This is a genomic window from Thermoanaerobacterium butyriciformans (genome assembly GCF_017874545.1).
In the GTDB taxonomy this organism is placed as follows: domain Bacteria; phylum Bacillota; class Thermoanaerobacteria; order Thermoanaerobacterales; family Thermoanaerobacteraceae; genus Thermoanaerobacterium; species Thermoanaerobacterium butyriciformans.
Genome location: NZ_JAGGLT010000037.1, coordinates 1 through 23138, shown reverse-complemented (window position 1 = coordinate 23138; position 23138 = coordinate 1). Strand labels below are relative to the sequence as shown.

19 protein-coding genes are annotated in these 23138 nt (G+C 36.3%); 7 read left to right on the top strand and 12 right to left on the bottom strand.

The annotated features are described in order from the left end of the window. The first annotated feature begins 1 nt into the window (after position 1). Entirely contained in the window at positions 2–1270 is a 1269-nt protein-coding gene (locus tag J2Z80_RS13455) for an MFS transporter (RefSeq protein WP_209454848.1), read from the top strand. Between the two features lie 15 nt (positions 1271–1285). Here J2Z80_RS13455 and hydF read toward each other — a convergent pair whose 3' ends face one another. Both hydF and J2Z80_RS13445 read right to left on the bottom strand, forming a co-directional pair. Next, positions 1286–2521, bottom strand: coding sequence for a [FeFe] hydrogenase H-cluster maturation GTPase HydF (hydF, locus tag J2Z80_RS13450; protein ID WP_209454847.1), 1236 nt, complete (start codon positions 2519–2521; stop codon positions 1286–1288). Beyond that, complete coding sequence (locus J2Z80_RS13445; RefSeq protein WP_209454846.1) at positions 2518–3933, bottom strand: aspartate ammonia-lyase; 1416 nt, start codon at positions 3931–3933, stop codon at positions 2518–2520. The genes hydF and J2Z80_RS13445 overlap by 4 nt, the downstream gene beginning before the upstream one ends. Before the next feature lie 193 nt (positions 3934–4126). On the opposite strand from J2Z80_RS13445, the gene J2Z80_RS13440 reads away from it, so the two are divergent. Beyond that, the gene (locus tag J2Z80_RS13440) at positions 4127–4507 is read left to right on the top strand and encodes a desulfoferrodoxin (RefSeq protein ID WP_209454845.1); all 381 of its coding nucleotides are present in this window, start codon (positions 4127–4129) and stop codon (positions 4505–4507) included. A gap of 89 nt (positions 4508–4596) precedes the next feature. Here the strand turns inward: J2Z80_RS13440 and J2Z80_RS13435 are convergent, their stop codons facing one another. Next, the gene (locus J2Z80_RS13435) at positions 4597–5886 is read right to left on the bottom strand and encodes an Nramp family divalent metal transporter (RefSeq protein ID WP_245301342.1); all 1290 of its coding nucleotides are present in this window, start codon (positions 5884–5886) and stop codon (positions 4597–4599) included. Positions 5887–6013: 127 nt separating this feature from the next. On the opposite strand from J2Z80_RS13435, the gene J2Z80_RS13430 reads away from it, so the two are divergent. The 4 genes from J2Z80_RS13430 to J2Z80_RS13415 all read left to right on the top strand — a co-directional run bounded on the left by J2Z80_RS13430 (position 6014) and on the right by J2Z80_RS13415 (position 10160). Then, a complete protein-coding gene (locus J2Z80_RS13430; RefSeq protein ID WP_209454844.1) occupies positions 6014–6481 on the top strand; it encodes a metal-dependent transcriptional regulator in 468 nt (155 codons plus the stop codon). A 101-nt stretch (positions 6482–6582) separates the two neighbouring features. Beyond that, the gene (locus J2Z80_RS13425; protein ID WP_209454843.1) at positions 6583–7212 is read left to right on the top strand and encodes a VTT domain-containing protein; all 630 of its coding nucleotides are present in this window, start codon (positions 6583–6585) and stop codon (positions 7210–7212) included. A gap of 161 nt (positions 7213–7373) precedes the next feature. After that, positions 7374–9839 (top strand): CoA-disulfide reductase, encoded by a 2466-nt coding sequence (locus tag J2Z80_RS13420; RefSeq protein WP_209454842.1) that lies wholly within the window; start codon positions 7374–7376, stop codon positions 9837–9839. Positions 9840–9842: 3 nt separating this feature from the next. After that, a complete protein-coding gene (locus J2Z80_RS13415; RefSeq protein WP_245301341.1) occupies positions 9843–10160 on the top strand; it encodes an ArsR/SmtB family transcription factor in 318 nt (105 codons plus the stop codon). Between the two features lie 46 nt (positions 10161–10206). Here J2Z80_RS13415 and argH read toward each other — a convergent pair whose 3' ends face one another. The 8 genes from argH to argC are packed head-to-tail and all read right to left on the bottom strand — an operon-like array spanning position 10207 to position 21427. Next, entirely contained in the window at positions 10207–11535 is a 1329-nt protein-coding gene (gene argH, locus J2Z80_RS13410) for an argininosuccinate lyase (RefSeq protein WP_209454841.1), read from the bottom strand. Continuing rightward, positions 11516–12754 carry an argininosuccinate synthase gene (locus J2Z80_RS13405; RefSeq protein ID WP_209454840.1) on the bottom strand — a complete coding sequence of 413 codons (1239 nt, stop codon included), beginning with the start codon at positions 12752–12754 and terminating at the stop codon, positions 11516–11518. The genes argH and J2Z80_RS13405 overlap by 20 nt, the downstream gene beginning before the upstream one ends. A gap of 33 nt (positions 12755–12787) precedes the next feature. After that, entirely contained in the window at positions 12788–16009 is a 3222-nt protein-coding gene (gene carB, locus J2Z80_RS13400) for a carbamoyl-phosphate synthase (glutamine-hydrolyzing) large subunit (RefSeq protein WP_209454839.1), read from the bottom strand. Further along, positions 15996–17084, bottom strand: coding sequence for a glutamine-hydrolyzing carbamoyl-phosphate synthase small subunit (gene carA, locus J2Z80_RS13395; protein WP_209454838.1), 1089 nt, complete (start codon positions 17082–17084; stop codon positions 15996–15998). The genes carB and carA overlap by 14 nt, the downstream gene beginning before the upstream one ends. Continuing rightward, positions 17068–18252 (bottom strand): acetylornithine transaminase, encoded by a 1185-nt coding sequence (locus tag J2Z80_RS13390; protein ID WP_209454837.1) that lies wholly within the window; start codon positions 18250–18252, stop codon positions 17068–17070. Before J2Z80_RS13390 ends, carA begins: the two co-directional genes overlap by 17 nt. Beyond that, positions 18239–19138: an acetylglutamate kinase gene (gene argB, locus J2Z80_RS13385; RefSeq protein ID WP_209454836.1), complete on the bottom strand. Its 900-nt coding sequence runs from the start codon at positions 19136–19138 to the stop codon at positions 18239–18241. The genes J2Z80_RS13390 and argB overlap by 14 nt, the downstream gene beginning before the upstream one ends. Next, the gene (gene argJ, locus J2Z80_RS13380) at positions 19135–20355 is read right to left on the bottom strand and encodes a bifunctional ornithine acetyltransferase/N-acetylglutamate synthase (RefSeq protein WP_209454835.1); all 1221 of its coding nucleotides are present in this window, start codon (positions 20353–20355) and stop codon (positions 19135–19137) included. Before argJ ends, argB begins: the two co-directional genes overlap by 4 nt. Positions 20356–20392: 37 nt before the next feature. After that, on the bottom strand, positions 20393–21427 hold the full coding sequence (argC, locus tag J2Z80_RS13375; RefSeq protein ID WP_209454834.1) for an N-acetyl-gamma-glutamyl-phosphate reductase: 1035 nt from the start codon (positions 21425–21427) through the stop codon (positions 20393–20395). 241 nt (positions 21428–21668) lie between these two features. Between argC and J2Z80_RS13370 the strand changes: the two genes are divergently transcribed. Then, complete coding sequence (locus J2Z80_RS13370) at positions 21669–22169, top strand: LiaF transmembrane domain-containing protein (RefSeq protein ID WP_209454833.1); 501 nt, start codon at positions 21669–21671, stop codon at positions 22167–22169. Positions 22170–22181: 12 nt separating this feature from the next. On the opposite strand, the gene J2Z80_RS13365 is transcribed toward J2Z80_RS13370, so the two are convergent. Further along, positions 22182–22844, bottom strand: a complete 663-nt coding sequence (locus J2Z80_RS13365) for a DUF4829 domain-containing protein (RefSeq protein WP_209454832.1) — start codon at positions 22842–22844, stop codon at positions 22182–22184. Between the last annotated feature and the right edge of the window lie 294 nt (positions 22845–23138).

Genomic DNA, 23138 nt, shown 5'->3' with positions numbered 1-23138 from the left:
ATTGAAATCATTATTAATATTTTTTGACAAGCTTGTTGATACTACCTTTCCCGCATTAAGGCACAGAAATTTTAGATTATTCTGGTTTGGACAAATGATATCCCTCATAGGCACATGGATGCAAAATATTGGTCAAGATTGGTTAGTCCTTAAATTGACTAATTCTGCATTCTTGTTGGGTGTAGTCAGCGCCCTTCAATTTTTGCCTGTGCTTTTTTTATCTCTTTTTGCAGGTGTTATAATAGACAGATTTCCAAAAAGAAAAATACTTATATTTACGCAGTCCTGTTTGATGGCAACAGCATTAGTGCTGGCAACACTTACTGCATTCAACCTTATTAATTATTGGGAAATACTCATTTTAGCAACTATTATGGGTTTTGTAAACACAGTAGACAACCCTACAAGGCAATCATTTATCATCGATTTGGTAGGAAAAGAAGACTTGATGAATGCAATATCCCTTAACTCTTCTATATTTAATGCAGCCAGAATCATAGGACCTGGAATTGCAGGCGTACTAATTGGCCTTCTTGGTTATGCCTTGTGCTTTTATTTAAACGCATTAAGCTTCATCGCTGTTATCACAGGACTAGTTCTAATTGACGTAAAAATCAGCAAAAGAAGGACTATTCTTCAGAAAAAAGAGATCATATCTGACATAAAAGAAGGCCTTTTATACATTAAAAATACGCCAATAATATTAGCTACAATACTTATGATGGCAGTTTTAAGCACATTTGCAATAAATTTTAATGTATTGGTGCCTGTCTTTGCTAAGAATACTCTCAATCAAAATTCGACAGGATATGGCTTCCTTATGTCATCAATGGGAGTTGGTGCATTAATAGGTGCACTTACACTTGCAACATTAAGCAAAAAAGGTGCAAAACCTTTTTATATCATCATGGGAGGATTTGGTTTATGCTTATTTCAAATCTTAATTGGTTTTCAAAGCTATTATTGGCTTACAACAGTACTTCTAGCTTTATCAGGATTTTCTATGATTACTTTTTCAGCATCTGCAAATACTACAGTACAACTTAACTCTAACAATAAATTTAGAGGCAGGGTTATGAGCGTTTACTCTTTGGTATTTGGAGGCGTCACACCTATAGGTGCCCTTTACGCAGGAAGTCTTGCCGAAAAAGTTGGCGCACACATGACATTTATAATAAGTGGTGTAATAGGTATCATATATATATTGTATGTTGTATTATTTCAGTACAAACACACTTTTTCACGTGGAATAATCCAGCAGGCTGAATAAAACAAGGACCAACTTTTAGTATAGCTGGTCCTCGTCATATATAAGCTTCGCAGACGGAAACATCTCAATAGCCCGCGGCAGAATCCCTTGCACGTATGCGATTAAAAGCCCATAATTAACGATTGGGATATCTTTACCTTTTGCATAAGATATTCTGTACATCATTTCTCTCCTATTAAGCATACAACCACCGCAATGGACTATAAGTTTATACTCATCAAGATTATCAGGAAATGTCATACCGCTTGAAAAGTCAAATTGTATATCGCCACCGACAATTTGCCGTATCCACCTGGGTATTTTTACTTTTCCTATGTCGTCTGACTGTCTGTGGTGTGTACATCCTTCAGCAATCAAAACTTTGTCGCCAGGCTTAAGCCTTTCTAATGCCTTAAGCCCTTTTGTCAATTCATTAAGATCTCCTTTATATCTTGCAAAAAGGATTGAAAACGATGTTAAAGGTATGTCCTTTGGTGTATCAGCACTTACTTTTAAAAAGGCTTGAGAATCTGTTATAACTAATGACGGTTTCTTCCCTAAGTTTTCTAGAGTTTCTTTTAACTCGTACTCTTTTGTCACAACGGCAATTGCATCATTTTCAATCACGTCTCTTATGACTTGCTGCTGCGGCAATATAAGCCTTCCTTTAGGTGCAGCCTTATCTATGGGAACTACCAGCACCACAAAATCACCAGGATTTATTAAATCAGATACTAAAGACAGCTCTTTATCATCGTATGGAGCTTTTTTTATTATCTGCCTTTTAAGCTCCTCAATACCATAACCGCTATTGGCGGATGTTTCTACAAGCTCTAATTTAAGTCTTTTTTCCCATTCAGTTTTTTCGCTAAAATGGAAGTCAACTAAATCTACCTTGTTTAAAACCCCTACGGCAGGAATATTTTTTTCTCTAATTTTTTCTAAAATCTCCTCCTCAAATTCAGATGGTCCCATCAAGCCGTCTATAACCAATAAAGCAAGATCCGTTCTATTCAATACCTCATACGTCTTTTTAACTCTAAGCTCTCCAAGCTCTCCAGTATCGTCCAACCCTGCAGTGTCTATAATTACTACAGGTCCTATAGGAAGTATTTCCATAGCTTTTTGAACAGGATCTGTTGTAGTTCCTGCAACATCTGAAACAATGGCGATGTTTTGATTTGTAAGGGCATTTATAATGCTTGATTTTCCTGCGTTTCTTCTTCCAAATATGGCTATATGAAGCCTCGATGCATTTGGCGTTGTATTCATCTATCTTCTCCTCTCAATCTTTTTAAACCCGGTATACCAGGTTTTGTCATTTCGTACTCATTAAATATTACATCAAGCTGGTCTTCTGAAAAATATTTTTTCGCAACCTCCCTAATTGTCTTGCCGCTATTTTTTGCTTCCTTTGCTATTAAAGATGCTTTTTCATAACCTATATATGGGCTTAATGCTATTGCATAAGAGAGGCTGTTCTCAACCATCTCTTTAAGATAGTTACGGTTTGCTTTTATGCCTTTTATACATTTATTTATAAATACATCTATCGCATTTTTAAGAAGGTCAATTTCATTGAACAGGTTGTAGGCAATAAGAGGCAATGTAAAATTAAGCTCAAACTCGCCAGATTGTGCCCCAAGCGTTATTGCATAGTCACACGATAGCGCTTGATACGCTGCCTGCTTTACAGCCTCCGGTATCACAGGATTTATCTTTCCCGGCATTATAGATGAACCTGCTTGAACTTCCGGAATTGTTATCTCCATAAGCCCACATTTTGGACCTGACGACATAAGCCTTATATCATTTGATATCTTGATAAGGTTAGTAGCTGCAGCTTTTAGTAGACCTGATACTTCTACAAAGACATCGTTGTTTTGCGTAGGGTCCATCATGTACTCGGCTCTAGCAAGGCCAATGCCTGTTATGTCTCTCAAAATCTCTATCACACTGTAAATATACCTTAAATCAGCGTTTAAGCCCGTTCCTACAGCAGTTCCTCCTATATTTACCTGCCTTAACCTTTCTTCTACTTTGTATATCCTCCATCTATCTCTAGATATTGCTTGAGCATATGCACCAAATTCCTGCCCCAGCATCACAGGTACTGCGTCTTGAAGCTCAGTTCTGCCCATTTTAATCACATCTTTAAACTCATCTTCTTTTTCTTGAAGAGCCGTCTGCAGATTGGCAAAGCTTTCACTTAAAGGCTTCAAAAGCTTTATGGCTGCTATTCTAACGGCTGTAGGAAAGACATCATTTGTAGACTGGCTTAAATTTACATGGTCAACAGGGTTGACTAAACTATAATCGCCTTTTTTACCTCCAAGTATTTCTATTGCCCTATTTGCAATGACTTCGTTTATATTCATATTTGCCGATGTGCCTGCGCCACCTTGAAGAGCATCAACAATGATTTGGTCGTGAAGTTTACCTTCGATTATTTCATCACATGCAATTATTATAGCATCTGCAATTTTTTTATCAAGCAGTTTTATGTTCCTATTAGCTATAGCAGCAGCTTTTTTTACTTGTGCCAGTGCTATTATAAGCTCTTTGTGAATTGTTTGACCTGATAAATTAAAATTTTCATGTGCCCTAAGGCTATGGATACCGTAATACGCATCATCAGGCACTTTCATATATCCTAAAATATCATGTTCTGTTCTATAACTCATTTTTTCACCTTCTAATACATATTTAAGTAAAATCACCAAGGCTTTCATAAATATATTAACATATTTTTATCATAATATATTATTATGATACTACTTGATTTTAATTTGTAGCAGGTGTATAATATTTACATAAAGATAATATTTATCAATAGAAATATATTATCTTTATAATTAATCGAAGGAGGTCATTTTTATGACAAACTTATTTGGCGTTTATAAATGCAAAGAATGTGGAAACACAGTTGAAGTGCTAAACGCTGGAGATGGAACATTAGTATGTTGCGGAAAGCCAATGGAAAAACAAATAGTAAATACAGTAGATGCCAGCAAAGAAAAACACGTTCCTGTAATTTTGAGAAATGGAGACACAGTCACAGTAAAAGTCGGCAGTGTAGAACATCCAATGGAAGAGAAACACTACATAGAATGGATTTCAATCTTAGCTGATGGAATATACATGAGAAAGATGTTAAAACCAGGCGACAAGCCAGAAGCAACATTCAAGACAAATGCTGCAAAGATTCAAGCATGGGAGCATTGTAACTTACACGGTTTGTGGACTTCAGAAGTTTAAAAATTTAGCCCCTCCCCTTTTTATTGACAACTGTTTAAAAAGATGTCCTAGATTAAATTTAGGACATCTTTTTAACCTTCTTCCTCATTTTACATAATAGTTTTAAATGTAGTATACAAAAGAACTGCATTTAATGAAATAATAAACAATGATATAGCCCATCCTACTACTGTAGTTGTTAATTTGTTTACAAAATCCCCCATATACTCTTTTCTAGATGTTATTAAAAGCATTGGAATAATGGCAAAAGGAAGCGCAAAACTTAATATGACTTGGCTCATGATTAAAGCTTTCATTGGGTTTACACCCATGAAAATCAAAGCCACTGAAGGTATTATTGTAACAAGCCTCTTTAAATAAATTGAAAACTTTATATTAATAAAGCCATCCATGACTGTCTCCCCTGCCATAGTGCCAACAGCAGATGACGAAAACCCCGATGATAAAAGAGCTACTGCAAAAGCCATGCTGGAAAAAGACCCTAAAAGAGGTTCTAATGATCTATGAGCATCCTCAATAGAATTTACGATAATACCTTCTTTAAAAAACACAGCGGCAGAAACTATCACCATTGCTGCATTGACTATAAAAGCAATGTTCATGGCAATAACTATATCTATTTTTTCCATCCGCAGGTGATGTTTCTTCTGATTTAAATTCAGTTTGTAATTTCTATTTTGCACTAATTGAGAGTGGAGAAATATTACGTGAGGCATTACAGTAGCACCAAGCATTCCTACAGCAATAAGCAGTGCATCACCATTTGCAATTGATGGAACCAGTGTATGGAGGCCTACCTCCAACCAATCCGGCTTTGCCAAAAACATTTCAAATGCGTATGCTGCACATACAATACCTATTAACACCTCAATAAGAATTTCTATAATTCTCTGTCCAAATTTCTGCAAATATGTTATGCAAAATGTCACAACACCTGTAATAATCCCTGCGATAGTTAAAGGTATCTTAAAAAGAAGATATATTCCAAGGGCACCTCCCAAAAACTCTGCCATTGTAGTAGCAATGGCAGCAAGCTCTGAAATAATCCATAATAGGATATTTATTTTTTTAGAAAACACCAATCCACACATCTCTGATAAATTTTTCCCTGTTGCAATTCCCAGCTTTGCAGACAAATACTGCAAGAAAATCGCCATTATATTGCTCCACAATATAACCCATATAAGGCTGTAATTGAATGCAGCACCACCAGTTATATTCGTTGCAAAATTTCCGGGATCTATATAAGCAACGCTTACTATAAATGCAGGCCCCAAATACTTCATGACATTCTTTATTTTTTTTATAAGTATATTGCTGATTACTTTTTCATTGTCTTCAACAAAATCTGTTAAACTCACGCTATCTGCACCCTTCATTAAACCACATCCTTTCTAATCTTTCACATGTAAAAAAATATTAGCCAATCCTAAAATTTAAATTTCTAACATATAATATGTAAACAAGAATTATTACGTTACAATCTCAAAAAAGAAGGTGGAAATTTTGAATGAAGATTTCTATACATTCAGCGAATATATGAAAAAAGAAAACAATTCTTTAACAGCATCAATGGAAGATTATCTTGAAATGATATATAGGTTATCTATAAAAACAGGATTTGTAAGGCTGCATGAATTAGCAGATGCATTAAACGTGCAGCCTCCTTCAGCTACAAAAATGGTCCAAAAAATGGCTGAACTAAATCTCATAAACTATGAAAAGTATGGAGTCATAACTTTAAGTAGCACAGGTAAAGCAATAGGAAAAAATCTTATAAAAAGGCACAATACCATATTAGAATTTCTAAAGACATTGGGAATAGAAGAAAATCATCTTTTAGAAGAGACAGAAAAAATAGAGCATACGATAAGTGAAAACACGCTTCAATGTTTCACAAATTTTATCGAATTTTTAAAATCAAATAAAGACGTAAAAGAAAGACTGACCGAATACATAAGTTCAAAGAAATAGATTAAAAATAGATTAGATTTTACAATTTTGTAATATTTAAAACTATTAATATGCTATAATTATAAAGTACACAAAATTAGCAAAAAGGAATGGGGATTTTGATGTCGTTAATAAAAGTCGGAATCGATATTGTACTTCATCTTGACAAATATTTAGGTACCATCATACAGACGTATGGCATGGCAACATATTTGATTATATTTTTAATAATTTTCTTTGAAACAGGGCTTGTTGTAATGCCATTTTTGCCTGGTGATTCTCTTATATTTGCTGCAGGTGCATTTGCAGCAATAGGCTCTTTAAATGTATTTACATTGTTTATAATTGTGTCAGCGGCTGCAATTTTAGGTGACACTGTAAATTATCATATCGGAAAATTTATCGGAGAAAAGATATATGAGGCAGAAAACTTAAAACTAATAAAAAAAGAGCATCTTTTGGAGGCTAGAAATTTTTACGAGAAGTATGGAAATATGACAATAGTTCTTGGTAGATTCATACCTATAATAAGGACATTTGTGCCATTCGTTGCAGGTATAGGTGAAATGAACTACCTTCACTTCTTGACGTACAATGCATTAGGCGGCATAATTTGGGCCGCATTGTTCTCATTTGGCGGATACTACTTTGGAAATCTTGAGGTTGTAAAAACACATTTTGGCTTTGTAACAATTGCTATAATTGTAATATCTTTAATACCTGCTGTTATAACTTTCTTAAGAAAAAAGTAAAAGCGAGATTGCGCAAGTCTATCTCGCTTTTTTATGCATTTAATTGACAAACCTTTATCACAATTCTTTATTTAAAAAATATTTTTGGTTAAATTATTGACAATTAAATTAATATATTGTAATATTAAGATATAATAATACTTTTAATAGGAGGAAGATTTATGAAAGTTGTAATTGTTGGAGGCGTTGCTGGCGGCGCTTCTGCTGCAGCAAGGTTGAGAAGACTTAATGAAGACGCTGAAATTATACTCTTTGAAAAGGGAGAATATATATCTTATGCTAACTGCGGTTTGCCGTATTATATAGGTGAAGTCATAAAAGAACGTGAAAAATTAGTCGTTCAAACACCTGAAGGTATGTCAAAGCGATTCAACATCGATATAAGGACATCATCAGAAGTCACAAAGATAAATCCTGATGAAAAAATTGTAGTCGTTCATGATATAAAAAATGACAGAACTTACACAGAAAGCTATGATAAGTTGATTTTATCACCAGGTGCAGAACCAATAAAACCTCCAATGCCTGGTATAGATAGCAAAAACATCTTTACACTGAGAAATATTCCAGACACCTTTAGAATAAAAGACTACGTTGATTACAACAATCCTAAAAAGGCTGTCGTAGTTGGCGGCGGTTTTATTGGGCTAGAAGTTGCAGAAAATCTTAAAGAGGTAGGTCTTGATGTAACGGTCGTCGAACTTGCTGACCACGTTATGGCACCTCTTGATTATGAAATGGCTTCTATTGTCCACCAACACCTGAGGGACAAAGGCATAAACCTAATATTGAAAGACGGTGTCAAAGAATTCCAGCACAAAGACAATTCAACAACTGTAGTATTAAACAGTGGAAAAACAATAGATACTGATATGGTTGTCTTAGGCATCGGTGTAAGACCGGATATCAGGCTTGCAAAAGATGCAGGCCTTGAAATAGGCGAAAGAGGCGGTATAAAAGTCAATGAATACATGCAGACATCGAATCCTGATATATACGCCGTAGGTGATGCTATAGAGGTAAAAGACTATATAAACGGAAGCAATACTTTGATACCATTAGCCGGACCTGCAAACAAACAAGGCCGTATAGCAGCAGACAATATTTGTGGAAGAAAAAGCAAATATGATGGCACACAAGGTACTTCTGTCGCAAAAATTTTCGACTTGACTGTCGCAGCAACTGGAAACAATGAAACAATCTTAAAAAGAGCTGGGATAGATTACGAAAAAGTCATAATACACCCAAATTCACACGCCAGCTACTATCCTGATGCACTGCCAATGACTATAAAGCTAATATTTAAAAAAGATGATGGAAAAATCTTAGGCGCTCAAATAGTTGGATTTGACGGTGTTGATAAGAGAATAGATGTGATCGCTACAGCAATTCGAGCAAATATGACGGTATATGATCTGGAAGAGCTTGAATTATCCTACGCGCCTCCGTATTCGTCAGCAAAAGACCCTGTAAATATGGCAGGCTTTGCAGCTTCCAATATATTAAGAGGTGATATAAGCGTATTCCACTGGGACGAAATTGAAAAGATAGATATGTCAAAATCCGTTATACTTGATGTAAGAACTGATATGGAGTACCAGCTTGGAAACATCAAAGGCTCTATAAACATACCTGTAGATGAGCTTAGGGAAAACCTCGATAAAATACCTAAAGATAAAGATATATATGTTTATTGTCAGGTAGGTTTAAGAGGATATATAGCATGCAGGATACTTATGCAAAATGGTTTTAAATCTGTTAAAAACTTAAGCGGCGGGTACAAGATATATGAAACTGCAACGTCAGATTCCAGTGATATTACTATAAGATACGACGATGAACAGACAGAGTGCGGTATGTGCATATCATCTGATAAAAAAAAACTAGATGATAGCAATGCCACATTGGAAATTGACGCATGTGGTCTTCAATGTCCAGGTCCCATAATGCAGACATTTAACGCAATAAAAAATCTAAAAGACGGAGATATATTAAAAATCAAAGCTTCAGACCCGGGTTTTGAAAATGACATAAAAACTTGGTGTCAGAGAACAGGAAATACGCTTCTGGACTTATATCATGAGGGAAGGACAATTGTTGCTAAGATAAGAAAGAATACCAATGATAAGAAGGTTGAAGTAAGTCAGAATTCGGAAAAAAACGACAAAGCAATCATTGTATTCAGCGGAGATCTTGATAAAGCCATCGCTGCATTTATAATAGCAAATGGTGCCGCTGCAATGGGGAGAAAAGTAACGCTGTTCTTCACATTCTGGGGTCTTAATATACTGAGGAAGCCAGAAAAAGTCTCGATTAAGAAGGACTTCTTTAGCAAAATGTTTGGCATGATGATGCCAAGAGGTTCCAAAAAGTTAAAACTATCTAAAATGAATATGCTGGGATTAGGACCTAAAATGATAAGGTATATAATGAATAAGAAGAATGTATCTTCACTGGAAGATTTAATACAACAGGCACTTAAAAATGGAGTAAGAATTGTTGCATGCAACATGTCATCTGATATAATGGGTATAACTAAAGAAGAGCTTATAGATGGTGTTGAGTTAGGCGGTGTGGCATCATTTATAGGTGCAGCAGAGCAATCAGACACGACACTTTTCATATAATCAATGATGGAGGGATCTTCACTGGAAAACCATAAGATAGATGTTGAGAAAAATTTTAAGAAATACGAAAAAATAGCAGACAAATTAAAAGCAATCGCACATCCTTACAGACTGTGCATTGTAAAAGGCCTTATAGATGGAGAGTGCAATGTTACAACGATACAGGAATGTCTAAATCTACCTCAGTCAACAGTATCACAACACATTTCAAAATTGAAATCTGCCGGTATAATTGAAGGCAGGCGAAGCGGACTAGAAATCTGCTATCGAGTTGTAGACAATGACATTATCGATGTAGTCAAGCTTTTATTGAATGATTGAAAAGAGATAGGATATTTCCTATCTCTTTTCTTATTGCCTAATTGTACTATTCTTCCTCAAACAGTTTTGGAGATCCTATAGTCTTCTTATTTTTTATACTGTTTTTCAAATCAATGGCCTTATAGACATCTACATCTATAGAATCGCAAAACGATTTTAAATCTTTAATTGATAGGTCTTCAATTGCGCAATTTTTATCTATTGCATACAGCACAACTTTACCGGTTATCTCATGTGCTTTTCTAAATGGAATCCCCTTTGATACGAGATAGTCAGCAAAATCTGTAGCATTCATATAGCCGTATTTAGCCGCTGTTTCCATGTTGCTTTTTTTAACGTGCATTGTCTTTATCATGCCTGTAAATACTTCAATGCAGATTTTTAATGTATCTACAGTGTCAAAAAGTGCTTCCTTATCTTCCTGCATATCTTTGTTATAAGCAAGAGGAAGTCCCTTCATAACTGTAAACAATGTTATTAAATTTCCATACACTCTTCCTGTCTTTCCTCGAATCAGTTCTGCAGCGTCAGGGTTTTTCTTTTGAGGCATCATGCTGCTTCCCGTTGAGTACCTATCATCAAGCTCTATAAAATCAAATTCTTTGCTGGACCACAGTATGATTTCCTCACAGAAGCGGCTTAGGTGCATCATTACGATTGAAGAGAAGCTTAAAAATTCTATCACAAAATCCCTATCGCTAACTGCGTCGAGGCTGTTTTGTGTTATGTCATCAAAGCCAAGAAGTTTTGCTACGTATATTCTGTCTATATTGTATGATGTGCCCGCTAATGCACCTGAACCTAATGGCATTATATTTACCCTTTTTACCATATCATTAAGCCTTGATAAATCCCTTTTAAACATCTCCACATATGCCATCATGTGGTGCCCAAACGTGACAGGCTGTGCTCTTTGCAAATGGGTGTATCCGGGCATGATTGTATTTTTGTGTTCATCTGCTATACTTTGAAGCGTCTCTATAAGAAGTTTTATATCACTTCCGATATCTTTTATAACATCTTTTAGGTATAACCTTACATCGGTAGCCACCTGATCATTGCGGCTTCTCCCTGTATGAAGCTTCCGCCCGGCATCTCCAATTTTCTCCGTCAAAAGCCTTTCAACGTATGTGTGTACATCCTCATCATCTGGTATATGATTTGTATCAGTTTCTTTTAGTATTTCATTTAAGCCGTCTACAATGAGATTTGTTTCATCATCGCTTAAGACACCGGCTTTGTTTAAACCCTTAGCATGTGCGATTGATCCTTCAACATCGTATCTAAAAAGCCTTATATCAAAAGAAATGGAGGAATTAAACTCCTCCATAAGTTTGTCAACGCTACCTTTAAACCTACCTCCCCACAGCTTCATTGAAACCTTCCTTTCTATTCATCTCCATAAGCGCTTTTATCTTAAGCGGCAAACCAAACAAGTTTATAAATCCTTCTGCATCTTTCTGATTGTATACTTCATCTTCACCAAATGTTACAAATTCCTCGTTGTACAGTGAATAAGGTGACTTTGAACCCGCATTTATTATACTGCCTTTATAAAGTTTCAATCTAACAGTTCCAGTAACATTTTGCTGTGTCGCATCTACAAACGCATCTAAGGACTCTCTAAGCGTCGAAAACCACAATCCATTGTAAACAAGATCAGCATATTTCTGAGCTACTATATCTTTAAACCTCATGGTTTCCTTATCCAGCACCAAATACTCCAATTCTTTGTGGGCTGCGTAAAGAACTGTTCCTGCAGGTGTTTCGTAAACACCACGGGATTTCATACCTACAAGTCTATTTTCTACAATATCAGCTATCCCTATTCCATTTCTTCCGGCAATCAAATTAAGCTCTTCTATCATCTTTGCTGGACTGCTGTAAGATTTTCCATTTACTTTTACAGGTAGGCCCTTCTCAAACTCTAAGACAACGTACTCCGGCTCATCTGGTGCTTTTTCTGGTGGTACTATAATGTCATATAGGCTGCTTTTAGGCTCATTCCATGGATCTTCCAAATCTCCGCCTTCGTGGCTTATGTGCCATAAATTGTTGTCAACGCTGTATATCTTTTCTTTTGTAACAGGCACAGGAATGCCTTTCTTTTTCGCATAGTCTATTTCCTGTTCCCTGGATTTAAAGTCCCATATTCTCCACGGAGCTATTATCTCTATTGATGGATCTAATGCTTTTATTGACACTTCAAATCTCACTTGATCGTTGCCTTTTCCTGTAGCACCATGAGCAATAGCCTTTGCACCTTCTTTATGTGCTATCTCTACAAGTTTTTTGGCAATAAGAGGCCTTGCAAATGATGTGCCTAATAGGTATTTGCCTTCATATACAGCACCAGCCTTTAGTGTTGGAAAAATGTAATCTTTGACAAACTCATCTTTTACATCTTCGACATATATCTTGCTGGCACCGCTTAATAGTGCTTTCTCTTTTACGCTATTAAGCTCACTTCCCTGACCAACATCTATGCAAGCCGCTATTATCTCGCATTCGTAGTTTTCTTTAAGCCACGGTATAATGACAGACGTATCAAGACCGCCTGAATACGCCAGTACTACTTTTTCTCCTTTTAACATAATATAATCTCCCCTTCATAAATAATTAGTATTTTATAAGACTGATTTTTTTAAATTTTTAGACTGTAACTCGTGATATTCATTAAGCGAAAGATAATTAAGACCGTTTAGCTTCACTTTCTGTACCGCTTGAAGTGCTGCCTTTGCCGTATCAAGTGATGTAAACAGTGGAACCCTGTATTCGCAGGCTGTGCGCCTTAAGATGAATCCATCGTTGTCTACCTTTTTGCCATGAGTCGGTATATTAATTACAAGTGAAAAATATCCTTCTTTTAATAGTCTTATAGCATCCTTTATATTGACATGTTTCACATTAATGCCCATAGAATTGAAATGCCTTGCAGTACCTGATGTGCCAAATATCTCATAGCCGGCATCGTAATACTTCTTTACCATAGTCATTGATTCGGCCACATTTTTGTGCGATATAGATATTAGTATTCGGCCGCTGGCCGGTATATTTAAATTCGCTCCTGCCATCGCCTTGTAAAGAGCACCTTCATAGCTTAAGTCTATGCCCATTATTTCCCCTGTCGACTTCATCTCTGGTCCCAGCATAACTTCAACATTAGTAAGTTTCTCTGTTGAAAATACAGGTGCTTTTACGATTGTGTGTGTCGTCTTAGGCCATAAAACATCTTCGTAGCCTAAGCTTTTTAATGTATCTCCTAAAGCGATTTTTACAGCTATATCTATCATAGGAACTCCTGTTGCCTTGCTTATAACAGGAACAGTCCTGGAGGCCCTTGGATTTACTTCTAGAACGTAAACAACACCATCTTTAACAACAAATTGGATATTGATAAGCCCTTTTACATTTAAAGCGCATGATATTTTCTTGGTGTATTCTACAATTGTAGATATTTCATGATCAGATAAGTTTCTTGCAGGATACATTGAGAAACTATCACCTGAATGAACTCCCGCTCTTTCTATATGCTCCATTATTCCTGGAATCAATATATCAGTACCGTCGGAAATCGCGTCTACCTCTACTTCTCTTCCCTCAATGTATTTGTCAATTAAGACAGGCTTTCCTGGAGATACTTTCATGGCATTTGAAACATAATCTATTATTTCCTGAAGCGTATTTACTCTTTCCATTGATTGGCCGCCAATAACGTATGATGGCCTTACAAGAAGTGGAAATCCCAGCGTCGATGCCACATCTTTTGCATCATCAACTGATAGCGCATAGCCACCTTTTGGCTGATTTATATTTAATTTTTCAAGGAGTTTAGAAAACTTTTCTCTGTCTTCACTATCATCGATGCTTTCAAAAGATGTACCTAATATATTTACGCCGTTATCAGATAATCCCTGCGCAAGATTTATAGCTGTTTGCCCTCCAAACATCACCATGACGCCAAGAGGCTTCTCTTTTTCAACGATATTTAATACATCCTCCAGTGTCAATGGTTCAAAGTACAACCTATCACCAGTATCAAAATCCGTGCTTACTGTTTCGGGATTATTATTTATTATAATCGATTTGACTCCTTTACTTCTTAGTGCCCAGAGAGCTTTAACAGAACAATAATCAAATTCAACACCCTGTCCGATTCTTATAGGACCTGAGCCTAAAACTATGACTTTCTTAATATCATGGTGTATTGGAACTTCATCATATTCGCCATAAGTTGAATATATATACTGTGTGACTGATTCAAATTCTGCTGCGCATGTGTCCACCATCTTATATGCCGGGACTATTCCGTAGCTTTTCCTTAATTCCCTTACATCTTTCTCATCTATTCCTTTGATATTGGCAATTTCCCTATCTGAAAACCCAATTCTCTTAGCTCTTTTCAATAGATCGTGGGTCAAGTCGTTCATAGATATCTCTTTTTCCATCTTTACTAAGTTCAAGAGCTTATTTATAAACCACTTATCTATCTTTGATATTTCATTTATATAATTTACAGTGACACCGCGTCGCAGCGCTTCAGCTATATAAAATAGCCTCATGTCATTTGGCTTTTTAATGTTATCTATAATTTCTTCATCGCTTAATTTTTTTATGCTTTCATTTGTAAGACCATAGGCTTTTATCTCCAAAGACCTTACGGCTTTTAGCAATGATGCCTCAAAGCATCTGTCTATAGCCATCGTCTCGCCTGTGGCCTTCATCTGAGTGCCAATTTTCCTGTCTGTCTCATAAAATTTATCAAAAGGCCATCTTGGAATCTTTGTAACAACGTAGTCAAGTGACGGCTCAAACAAAGCTGTAGTCTTTCCTGTAACAGGATTTTTAATCTCATCAAGTGTAAATCCAACAGCTATTTTAGCAGCTATCTTCGCTATAGGATAACCTGTAGCTTTTGACGCCAGTGCACTTGAACGGCTAACCCTTGGATTCACTTCTATCACGTAGTACTGATGGCTATTAGGGTCCAGTGCAAACTGAACATTACAGCCACCTTCAATTTTCAATGCCTTTATGATTTTCAAACTGGCAGTCCTCAGCATCTGGTACTCGTAATCTGTCAATGTCTGTGACGGTGCCACGACAATGCTGTCACCTGTGTGGACACCAACAGGATCAAAGTTTTCCATATTGCATATCGTTATGCAATTGTCGTTGCTGTCCCTCATCACTTCGTATTCTATCTCTTTATAACCGTAAAGGGATTTTTCTATCAATACTTCATGTGCCATACTTTTCTTTAAACCTAAATCAACTATAACTTTCAGTTCATCTACATTGTTTGCTATGCCACCACCAGTTCCACCTAATGTAAAGGCAGGTCTGACTATCAGTGGATATCCGCATTTTTCAGCAAATTTAACCGCATCATCGACGTTATTAACCGTCGTGCTTTCTGCTATAGGTTCTCCTATCTCTTCCATCTTCTTCTTAAACAATTCCCTGTCTTCTGCAGTTTTTATTGATTCGATGGAAGTTCCTAAAACTTTTAGATTGTACTTGTCGATTATTCCACTTTCCTTCAATTTTACAACTACATTAAGCCCTGTCTGACCACCGATTGTCCCTAAAATCCCGTCTGGCCTTTCTTTCTCTATGATGGCTTCCAGTACATCGACTTCCGGATTTTCTATATACACCACATCGGCGATTTCTGTATCTGTCATTATGGTAGCAGGATTGTTATTCACTAAGATAACTTTTAATCCTTCTTCTTTTAGTGATTTGCATGCTTGCGTTCCGGAATAGTCAAACTCTGCAGCTTGACCTATTACGATAGGCCCTGAGCCTATAACAAGCACTTTATTCACTCCTTCATATTTCGGCAAGATAAGACCTCCTTCTATAAACACAAGTTATATCCATGAACTTATCAAAAATGTACATTGAATCATGTGGACCAGGACATGCTTCCGGATGATATTGGACAGAGAATACCGGCAAATATTTATGCCTTATTCCTTCGATTGTATTGTCATTTAAATTTATATGTGTGACTATTATTTCGTTTCTGTTTACGGAGCTTTCTTCTACTGCATATCCGTGGTTTTGCGATGTGACAAATGACTTCCCTATCATCAAGTCTTTCACAGGCTGGTTTGAACCTCTGTGACCAAATTTCATCTTTATCGTGTTGCACCCCATAGCAAGTGCAATAATCTGATGTCCTAAGCAAATACCTAAAACTGGTATCTTACCTATAAAAAACTTTGCAAGCTTTATGGCGTTAATTGCATCTTTTGGATCTCCAGGCCCATTTGAAAAGAATATGGCTTCTGGCTCAATCGACATTACATCTTCTACGCATACATCATAAGGAAATACGTATATGTCAAATCCTACATTTTTTAACATGTTTAAAATATTCTTTTTAGTGCCAAGATCTATAAATGCCAATTTTGGTCCTTCGCCTTGTATGTGATACGTCTTTTTTGTCGACACTTCTTTAAGTAAATCCACTTTGATATCAGGCACTGTTGCATTGGCATCATCAGTTATGATGCCTCTCATGGTACCATTTGATCTCAATTTTTTAGTCAATTCTCTCGTATCAACACCAGCCAAAACTGGTATCTCATTGCTATCAAGGTAATCAAGCAATGAAGAGTCTGAGAGAAAATTGCTGGGGATATCGCAGTACTCCCTTACGACATATCCTCTAATATGCGGCTTTTCCGATTGAAAATCGTACTTATTAATCCCGTAATTTCCAATAAGCGGATATGTCATGACGACAATCTGCCCAGCATAAGATGGATCAGTGATAATTTCCTGATATCCAGTCATGCCTGTATTAAAAACCACTTCACCAAAACCCTGAAAATTTTTGCTTATAATATTGCCTTCAAAAACGCTACCATCTTCAAGCTTCAAGTACCCTTTCATCTTAAAACCCCATTTCATGTAATACATCATCAAGAATTATCGTAGCAGTATCAAGTTCGTCTTTAGTAACGATAAGTGGAGGCACAAACCTTAAAACATTGTGGTTTACACAGTTGATGAGAAGCCCTTTTTTCATGGCATTTAGCACTATCTCGCCTGCATCATCCAAATCCACTTCACATCCAATCATCAAGCCTTTTCCTCTTACATCTTTTATGACTTTGTATCTATCTTTTAATGCATTAAGCTTTTCCTTAAAATATTCTCCTTTTTTTACTACATCATCAAGAAATCCTTCTTTTATAACCTCTTTCATAACCGCAATTCCGGCAGCACATGCAAGCGGGTTGCCTCCAAATGTTGATGCATGATCACCTGGTTTAAATACTGCCACATTTTCCTTTGCCACAACAGCTCCTATTGGCACACCACCGCCTAGTGCCTTTGCCAATGTCATAATGTCCGGTTCTATTCCAATGTGCTGATATGCAAAAAGTTTTCCTGTACGTCCAATGCCAGTCTGAACTTCATCGACAATCAAGAGAATGTCATTTTCATCACATATTTCTCTAATCTTTTTTAAATACTCAAGGCTTCCCTCATGTATGCCTCCTTCTCCTTGTATGATTTCTATCATGATTGCACATACATCATCATCTAAAGCGTTGTAAATATCGTCAATGTCATTGTATTTTACGTACTTAAACCCCTCCAGCAGTGGTCCAAAACCTTTATGGTATTTCATCTGGCCTGTTGCCGTAAGAGCACCAAACGTCCTTCCATGAAACGAATTTTTCGCACTGATGATTTTATACCTTTTGTCACCATACTTAATTGATGCGTATTTTCTTGCAAGCTTTATTGCTCCTTCATTGGCTTCTGCACCACTGTTGGCAAAAAACACCTTATCGCCAAATGAATTTTCTGCAATCATCTTAGCTAACTCAATCTGATTTTCATTCCAATAAAGATTAGAACAGTGTATCAATGTTTCTGCTTGACTTTTGATGGCATCTACTATTGGTTGATAGCAGTGACCAAATGCGTTTACAGCAATGCCTGCCACAAAATCAAGGTACATGTTCCCGTCTGTATCCCAAACTTTTGTGCCACTGCCTTTTGCCAATGTAATAGGATAACGTCCATAAGTATTCATCACATATTTTTTATCATCAGAGATTGTCATCGTCAAAACACTCCTTTCCAATCATGGTGCCAATCCCTTCGTCAGTAAATATTTCTAAGAGAAGCGAATGCGTCAATCTTCCATCGATTATGTGCGCTCTCTTAACTCCATTTTCTATTGCTTGTATACAGCACTTCAGTTTAGGTATCATGCCACCCGTAATCTTTCCCGTCGTCATAAGTTCTGATGCCGCATTCAAATCAATTCTTGAAATTACGCTGTTTTTATCATTTACATCTGACAAGATACCTTCCACATCTGTCAGCAATATAAATTTTTCTGCTTTCAAAGCTTCTGCTATTTTTCCTGCTGCTGTATCAGCATTTACATTGTAAGTTTTTCCGTCTTTTCCCACAGCACATGGAGCAATAACAGGTATATATCCTTTATCAAGCATCATCTTTATCACATCTATATTGACTTCTTCAATCTTTCCTACATAGCCTATATCTCCATTTGTTGTATCTTTTTCAGCTACAAGAAGTTTGCCATCCTTTCCGCTTATTCCTATCGCTTTACCACCTATTTCGTTTAACATGGAAACTATCTCTTTATTTATCTTACCTGTAAGGACCATCTCAACTACTTCCATCGTCTTCTCATCCGTAACCCGCAGTCCATTTATAAATTTTGACTCTATATTGAGGCTTTCAAGCATCTTGTTTATGTCAGGACCGCCGCCATGGACAATAACAGGATTTAAGCCAACAAATTTTAACAGCACCACATCTTGCATGACCATTTTTTTTATCTTACAATCTATCATGGCATTGCCGCCATACTTTATCACAACAGTAGCACCGGAAAACTTTTTAATATAAGGCAGGGCCTCAATCAATATCTCAGCTTTTGCGATTTCATCGCCATATTTTTGCCTTTTAATCATGTCCTGTAGCTCCCGTTTATTTTCACATAATCATAGCTTAAATCACAGCCCCACGCTAAAGCTTCATATTTTCCGGCATTTAAATCTATGATAATCGAGATTTCTTTTTCGCTTAAAATCTCTTTCGCTTTGTCTTCACTGAAAGGAACATAACCACCATTTTCACAAACCTTTATGAGCCCTTTGTTGCTTTTTAAATATATATCAACGCTATCTTGTGAAAAATCGGCTCCTGAATATCCTACAGCCGCAATGATCCTTCCCCAGTTGGCATCTTCACCAAATATAGCTGTCTTAACCAAATTTGAGTTAACAACAGACTTAGCAGCTAGAATTGCATCATCTTCTGTAGGTGCATTAACTACATTGACTTCCATGAACTTAGTAGCACCTTCACCATCTTTCGCTATTTGTTTTGCCAGATACTTGTTTACATATAAAAGTGCGTTATAAAAAACCTCGTACTCCTTTGTCCCTTCCTCTATTGTAGGATTACATGCCACACCATTTGCCAGCATTATAACAGTATCATTTGTGCTCATATCTCCATCTACAGATATCATATTGTAAGACCTCTTTACTGTATTCTTTAAAGCTTTATCTAAAGCACTTTTTGATATATCAGCATCTGTCGTTATAAAAGACAGCATAGTGGCCATATTGGGAGAAATCATGCCAGACCCTTTTGCAATTCCACCTATCTTAACTTCAATACCTTTTATATTGAACTTTACGGCCACTTCTTTCGCAAATGTGTCTGTAGTTAGGATAGCTTCTGCAGCTTCTTTCCCACCGTCTTTCGATAAGCTTTGGACTGCCAACTCTATACCTTTAGCTATCTTTTCCATAGGAAGCGTCACACCGATAACTCCTGTAGAGCAGACAAGAACGTTACCGCTGTCTATATTTAGGTGCTTGGCCGCCATATCAGCCATAGAACAGGCATCTTCATATCCTCTTTGTCCTGTACAGGCATTGGCATTGCCACTATTTGCGACTATGGCCTGTGCTTCGCCATTTGCTATTTTCTCCCTGTCTAGAATTACTGGCGCCGCTTTCACCTTATTAGTAGTGAATGCTGCAGCAGCATTGGCCTTTTTCTCAGAGTATATTATAGCAAAATCTTTTTTAGACTTTTTTATGCCAGCAAATACACCTGAGGCTAAAAAACCTTTGGGAGATGTGACATTTCCTTCAATTACCTCAAAATCCTCCATTATCAAATCCTCCTCAGTTACATGCAAAATATATCTTTTACGGGAAAACTGGAACCATCTTTAAGCCTTTATCTTCATCGATGCCAAACATTATATTCATGTTTTGAACAGCCTGCCCAGATGCACCTTTTACCAAATTATCAATAGAAGACATGACTATCAATGTACCGGTTCGCTTGTCGATCTCAAGTCCTATGTGGCAGAAATTTGATCCGTATACGCTTTTTGTAGATGGGTATTCGCCAATATCTAGAACTTTCACAAAATATTCATCTTTATAAAACTCACTGTATATCTCATGTAGACTTTCTATTGAAATATCTTTCTTCAATTTGCAGTACATGGTGCTTAATATTCCTCTTGTCATTGGCGTCAAATGAGGAGTAAAAATGACTTTTGTATCCTCACAATTCAAATTCGAAAGCTCTTGTTCAATTTCAGGTATGTGTCTGTGTTTTGCTACATTGTAAGGTTTTATGCTTTCATTGCACTCTGCATACATATTGCCTAGTTTAGGGCTGTGACCAGCTCCAGAAACTCCAGATTTCGAATCAATTATTATATGATTTTCTATTATTTCACCTTTTAAAGCAGGTGCCAAGCCAAGAATGACAGATGTAGGATAGCACCCAGGATTTCCCACAACCATCGCATTTTTAATCTCCTGCCTGTGTATCTCTGGAAGCCCATATACTCTACTTACACTGCCATAATCATCTTTATCTGTCTCATACCATTTTTTGTACGTCTTAAAATCATCAAATCTAAAATCCGCACCAAGGTCAATAAGTTTTACACCACAATTGCATAATTTTTCAGCTATATTCATTGCATATCCAGATGGAAGTGCTGTAAATACCACATCACAATTTTCAACAATGTCGTCAATGTTTAGTTCCTGAAGCTCTACTTTACAAAATCCTTTTAAAGAAGGATACACATCTTCAAATTTTTTACCATTGAAATTTTGAGATGATAAGTATTTTATCTGGACATCTTCGTGATTTGATAAGATTCTAATGAGCTCTACGCCTGTATAGCCTGTAGCTCCTAATATGCCGACCCTCACCATTGAGATCCCACCTTCAATATTTTATATATATTAATTTTGATTTATATTTATGCATTAAACATTAAAAAAATAATGTGAAATATGTATAAATAGTATTTATTTTTTATATTTATTCGTCGTTTTTATTATTATATCACCTTCTGAAATTTTTTCAAGTATTTTTTCGCAAAAATATAGTTAAATTTTCATCCATTTATAGTAAAATATAAATGAAAGCCAAAACTTTTAGGGAGGTTTAACCATGGGAAAGAAAATAATCGGAATCGTACTTATATTGTTAGGGCTTATCTATCTAAATGACAACCTGGGCTTACTATCAAGATACGGAATAACATTGGATATGTCTAATATATGGCCTCTTTTCATATTGATATCAGGAATCATGATGGAAGTAAGCTACTTAAAGCAAAGAAAAAATCCTGAAATCTTAGTTCCAGGCGGAATACTTACATCAATGGGCATCATTTTTTACTTTGACATCTTTACAAACTGGATTTACTCTGAATACACATGGCCTCTTTACATTCTATCTGTAGCAATAGGCCTTTTTCAACTTTACATCGTAAGCAGAGATTTTGTGCTTATAGGCTTAGTCATGGTAATTACCGCTGCTGTAATATTAAGCTATACGTCAATTTTGTACAACCAATTTTCCATCGTATGGCTAAATCCAAACTTGATAATCTCAATCATGATAATCTTATTGGGACTTGCTTTAGTCATAAGGAGCCGGAGAAAGTAGTAGTAAAAAAGACTATTTTTCACTTGCAGCAATATTATCAATAACCGCACCTTTCATGTTCATTATTTGTCCTTTTTTATCAAGAGTACTTTCGATTTTAGCAGCAATATTTTCGTCATCTGAATTAAATCCATTGCCAGTATCTTTTAAGTATTCTATAGATGGGACTGATAGCCTTACTATTTTCCAGCTTCCATCTTCTTTTGTGACAACAATAACACGATGGTTTGTACCATTATATAGCCATTTATCTTCTTTATCCACCGTGAAGTTAATTTCAGCATAAAAAATACGTGTATCGTCCAAATTTAAGTTTTCTCCAGATGAAATACCTGCAGCTACTACACCTACTTCTTTTGGAAGCTCTTTAATTTGAATCAACTTGGCTTCCTTCTCTTTAAAGAATGATTCTGATTTATTACTTGAAAGAAATTGTGTCATGGCTGTGCGATTAGAATTGGTAAAATAGTTCATATACTCATAAGGATCCTGATCGTTAATTGCTTGAATCATCCCTTTAATTACTGCAATAGGGTCATCAAAATTTGTTGTATTGCTCAGACTAACCGATTCTTTTGCGCTTGCTTTCGGTATTGAAGTAAACCCTGTAATCACTATACCTATTAAAAACGCCGTTATAAGCAGTACTGCTGTTAATCTTGTTTGATGTTTCATAAAAGATCTCCCTCCCTCATATTTAAGGGGAATATTTCATAATCCTTTTCCCCACCTCCCTCTATAATTTTTGATTTTCTTTTAATATCTCACTCATTCTCAGATTCTCACGATCTTCAAAGAAGCCCTCATGTATATCAATGCTATTTATTCATGAATTTGACATGTGATAGGTAACCCAAATAAGCTTCTATTGTTCTTTCCATATTTTGGCCTATGGATTCCACTTAAGCTCATGTGGCATACCCTCCCATGTCTCACAGGATCTTTGTCCTTAATTCCTTCGTTCTGCCT

Coding starts and splice junctions, on each gene's coding strand:
- hydF (WP_209454847.1), bottom strand. CDS start 2,521: ATGAATACAACGCCAAATGCATCGAGGCTTCATATAGCCATATTTGGA.
- J2Z80_RS13365 (WP_209454832.1), bottom strand. CDS start 22,844: ATGAAACATCAAACAAGATTAACAGCAGTACTGCTTATAACGGCGTTT.
- J2Z80_RS13445 (WP_209454846.1), bottom strand. CDS start 3,933: ATGAGTTATAGAACAGAACATGATATTTTAGGATATATGAAAGTGCCT.
- J2Z80_RS13390 (WP_209454837.1), bottom strand. CDS start 18,252: ATGACAATCTCTGATGATAAAAAATATGTGATGAATACTTATGGACGT.
- J2Z80_RS13405 (WP_209454840.1), bottom strand. CDS start 12,754: ATGTTAAAAGGAGAAAAAGTAGTACTGGCGTATTCAGGCGGTCTTGAT.
- argH (WP_209454841.1), bottom strand. CDS start 11,535: ATGAAGCTGTGGGGAGGTAGGTTTAAAGGTAGCGTTGACAAACTTATG.
- argC (WP_209454834.1), bottom strand. CDS start 21,427: ATGGTGAGGGTCGGCATATTAGGAGCTACAGGCTATACAGGCGTAGAG.
- J2Z80_RS13440 (WP_209454845.1), top strand. CDS start 4,127: ATGACAAACTTATTTGGCGTTTATAAATGCAAAGAATGTGGAAACACA.
- argJ (WP_209454835.1), bottom strand. CDS start 20,355: ATGGAGGATTTTGAGGTAATTGAAGGAAATGTCACATCTCCCAAAGGT.
- argB (WP_209454836.1), bottom strand. CDS start 19,138: ATGATTAAAAGGCAAAAATATGGCGATGAAATCGCAAAAGCTGAGATA.
- J2Z80_RS13420 (WP_209454842.1), top strand. CDS start 7,374: ATGAAAGTTGTAATTGTTGGAGGCGTTGCTGGCGGCGCTTCTGCTGCA.
- carA (WP_209454838.1), bottom strand. CDS start 17,084: ATGAAATGGGGTTTTAAGATGAAAGGGTACTTGAAGCTTGAAGATGGT.
- J2Z80_RS13415 (WP_245301341.1), top strand. CDS start 9,843: ATGATGGAGGGATCTTCACTGGAAAACCATAAGATAGATGTTGAGAAA.
- J2Z80_RS13435 (WP_245301342.1), bottom strand. CDS start 5,886: ATGAAGGGTGCAGATAGCGTGAGTTTAACAGATTTTGTTGAAGACAAT.
- J2Z80_RS13425 (WP_209454843.1), top strand. CDS start 6,583: ATGTCGTTAATAAAAGTCGGAATCGATATTGTACTTCATCTTGACAAA.
- J2Z80_RS13370 (WP_209454833.1), top strand. CDS start 21,669: ATGGGAAAGAAAATAATCGGAATCGTACTTATATTGTTAGGGCTTATC.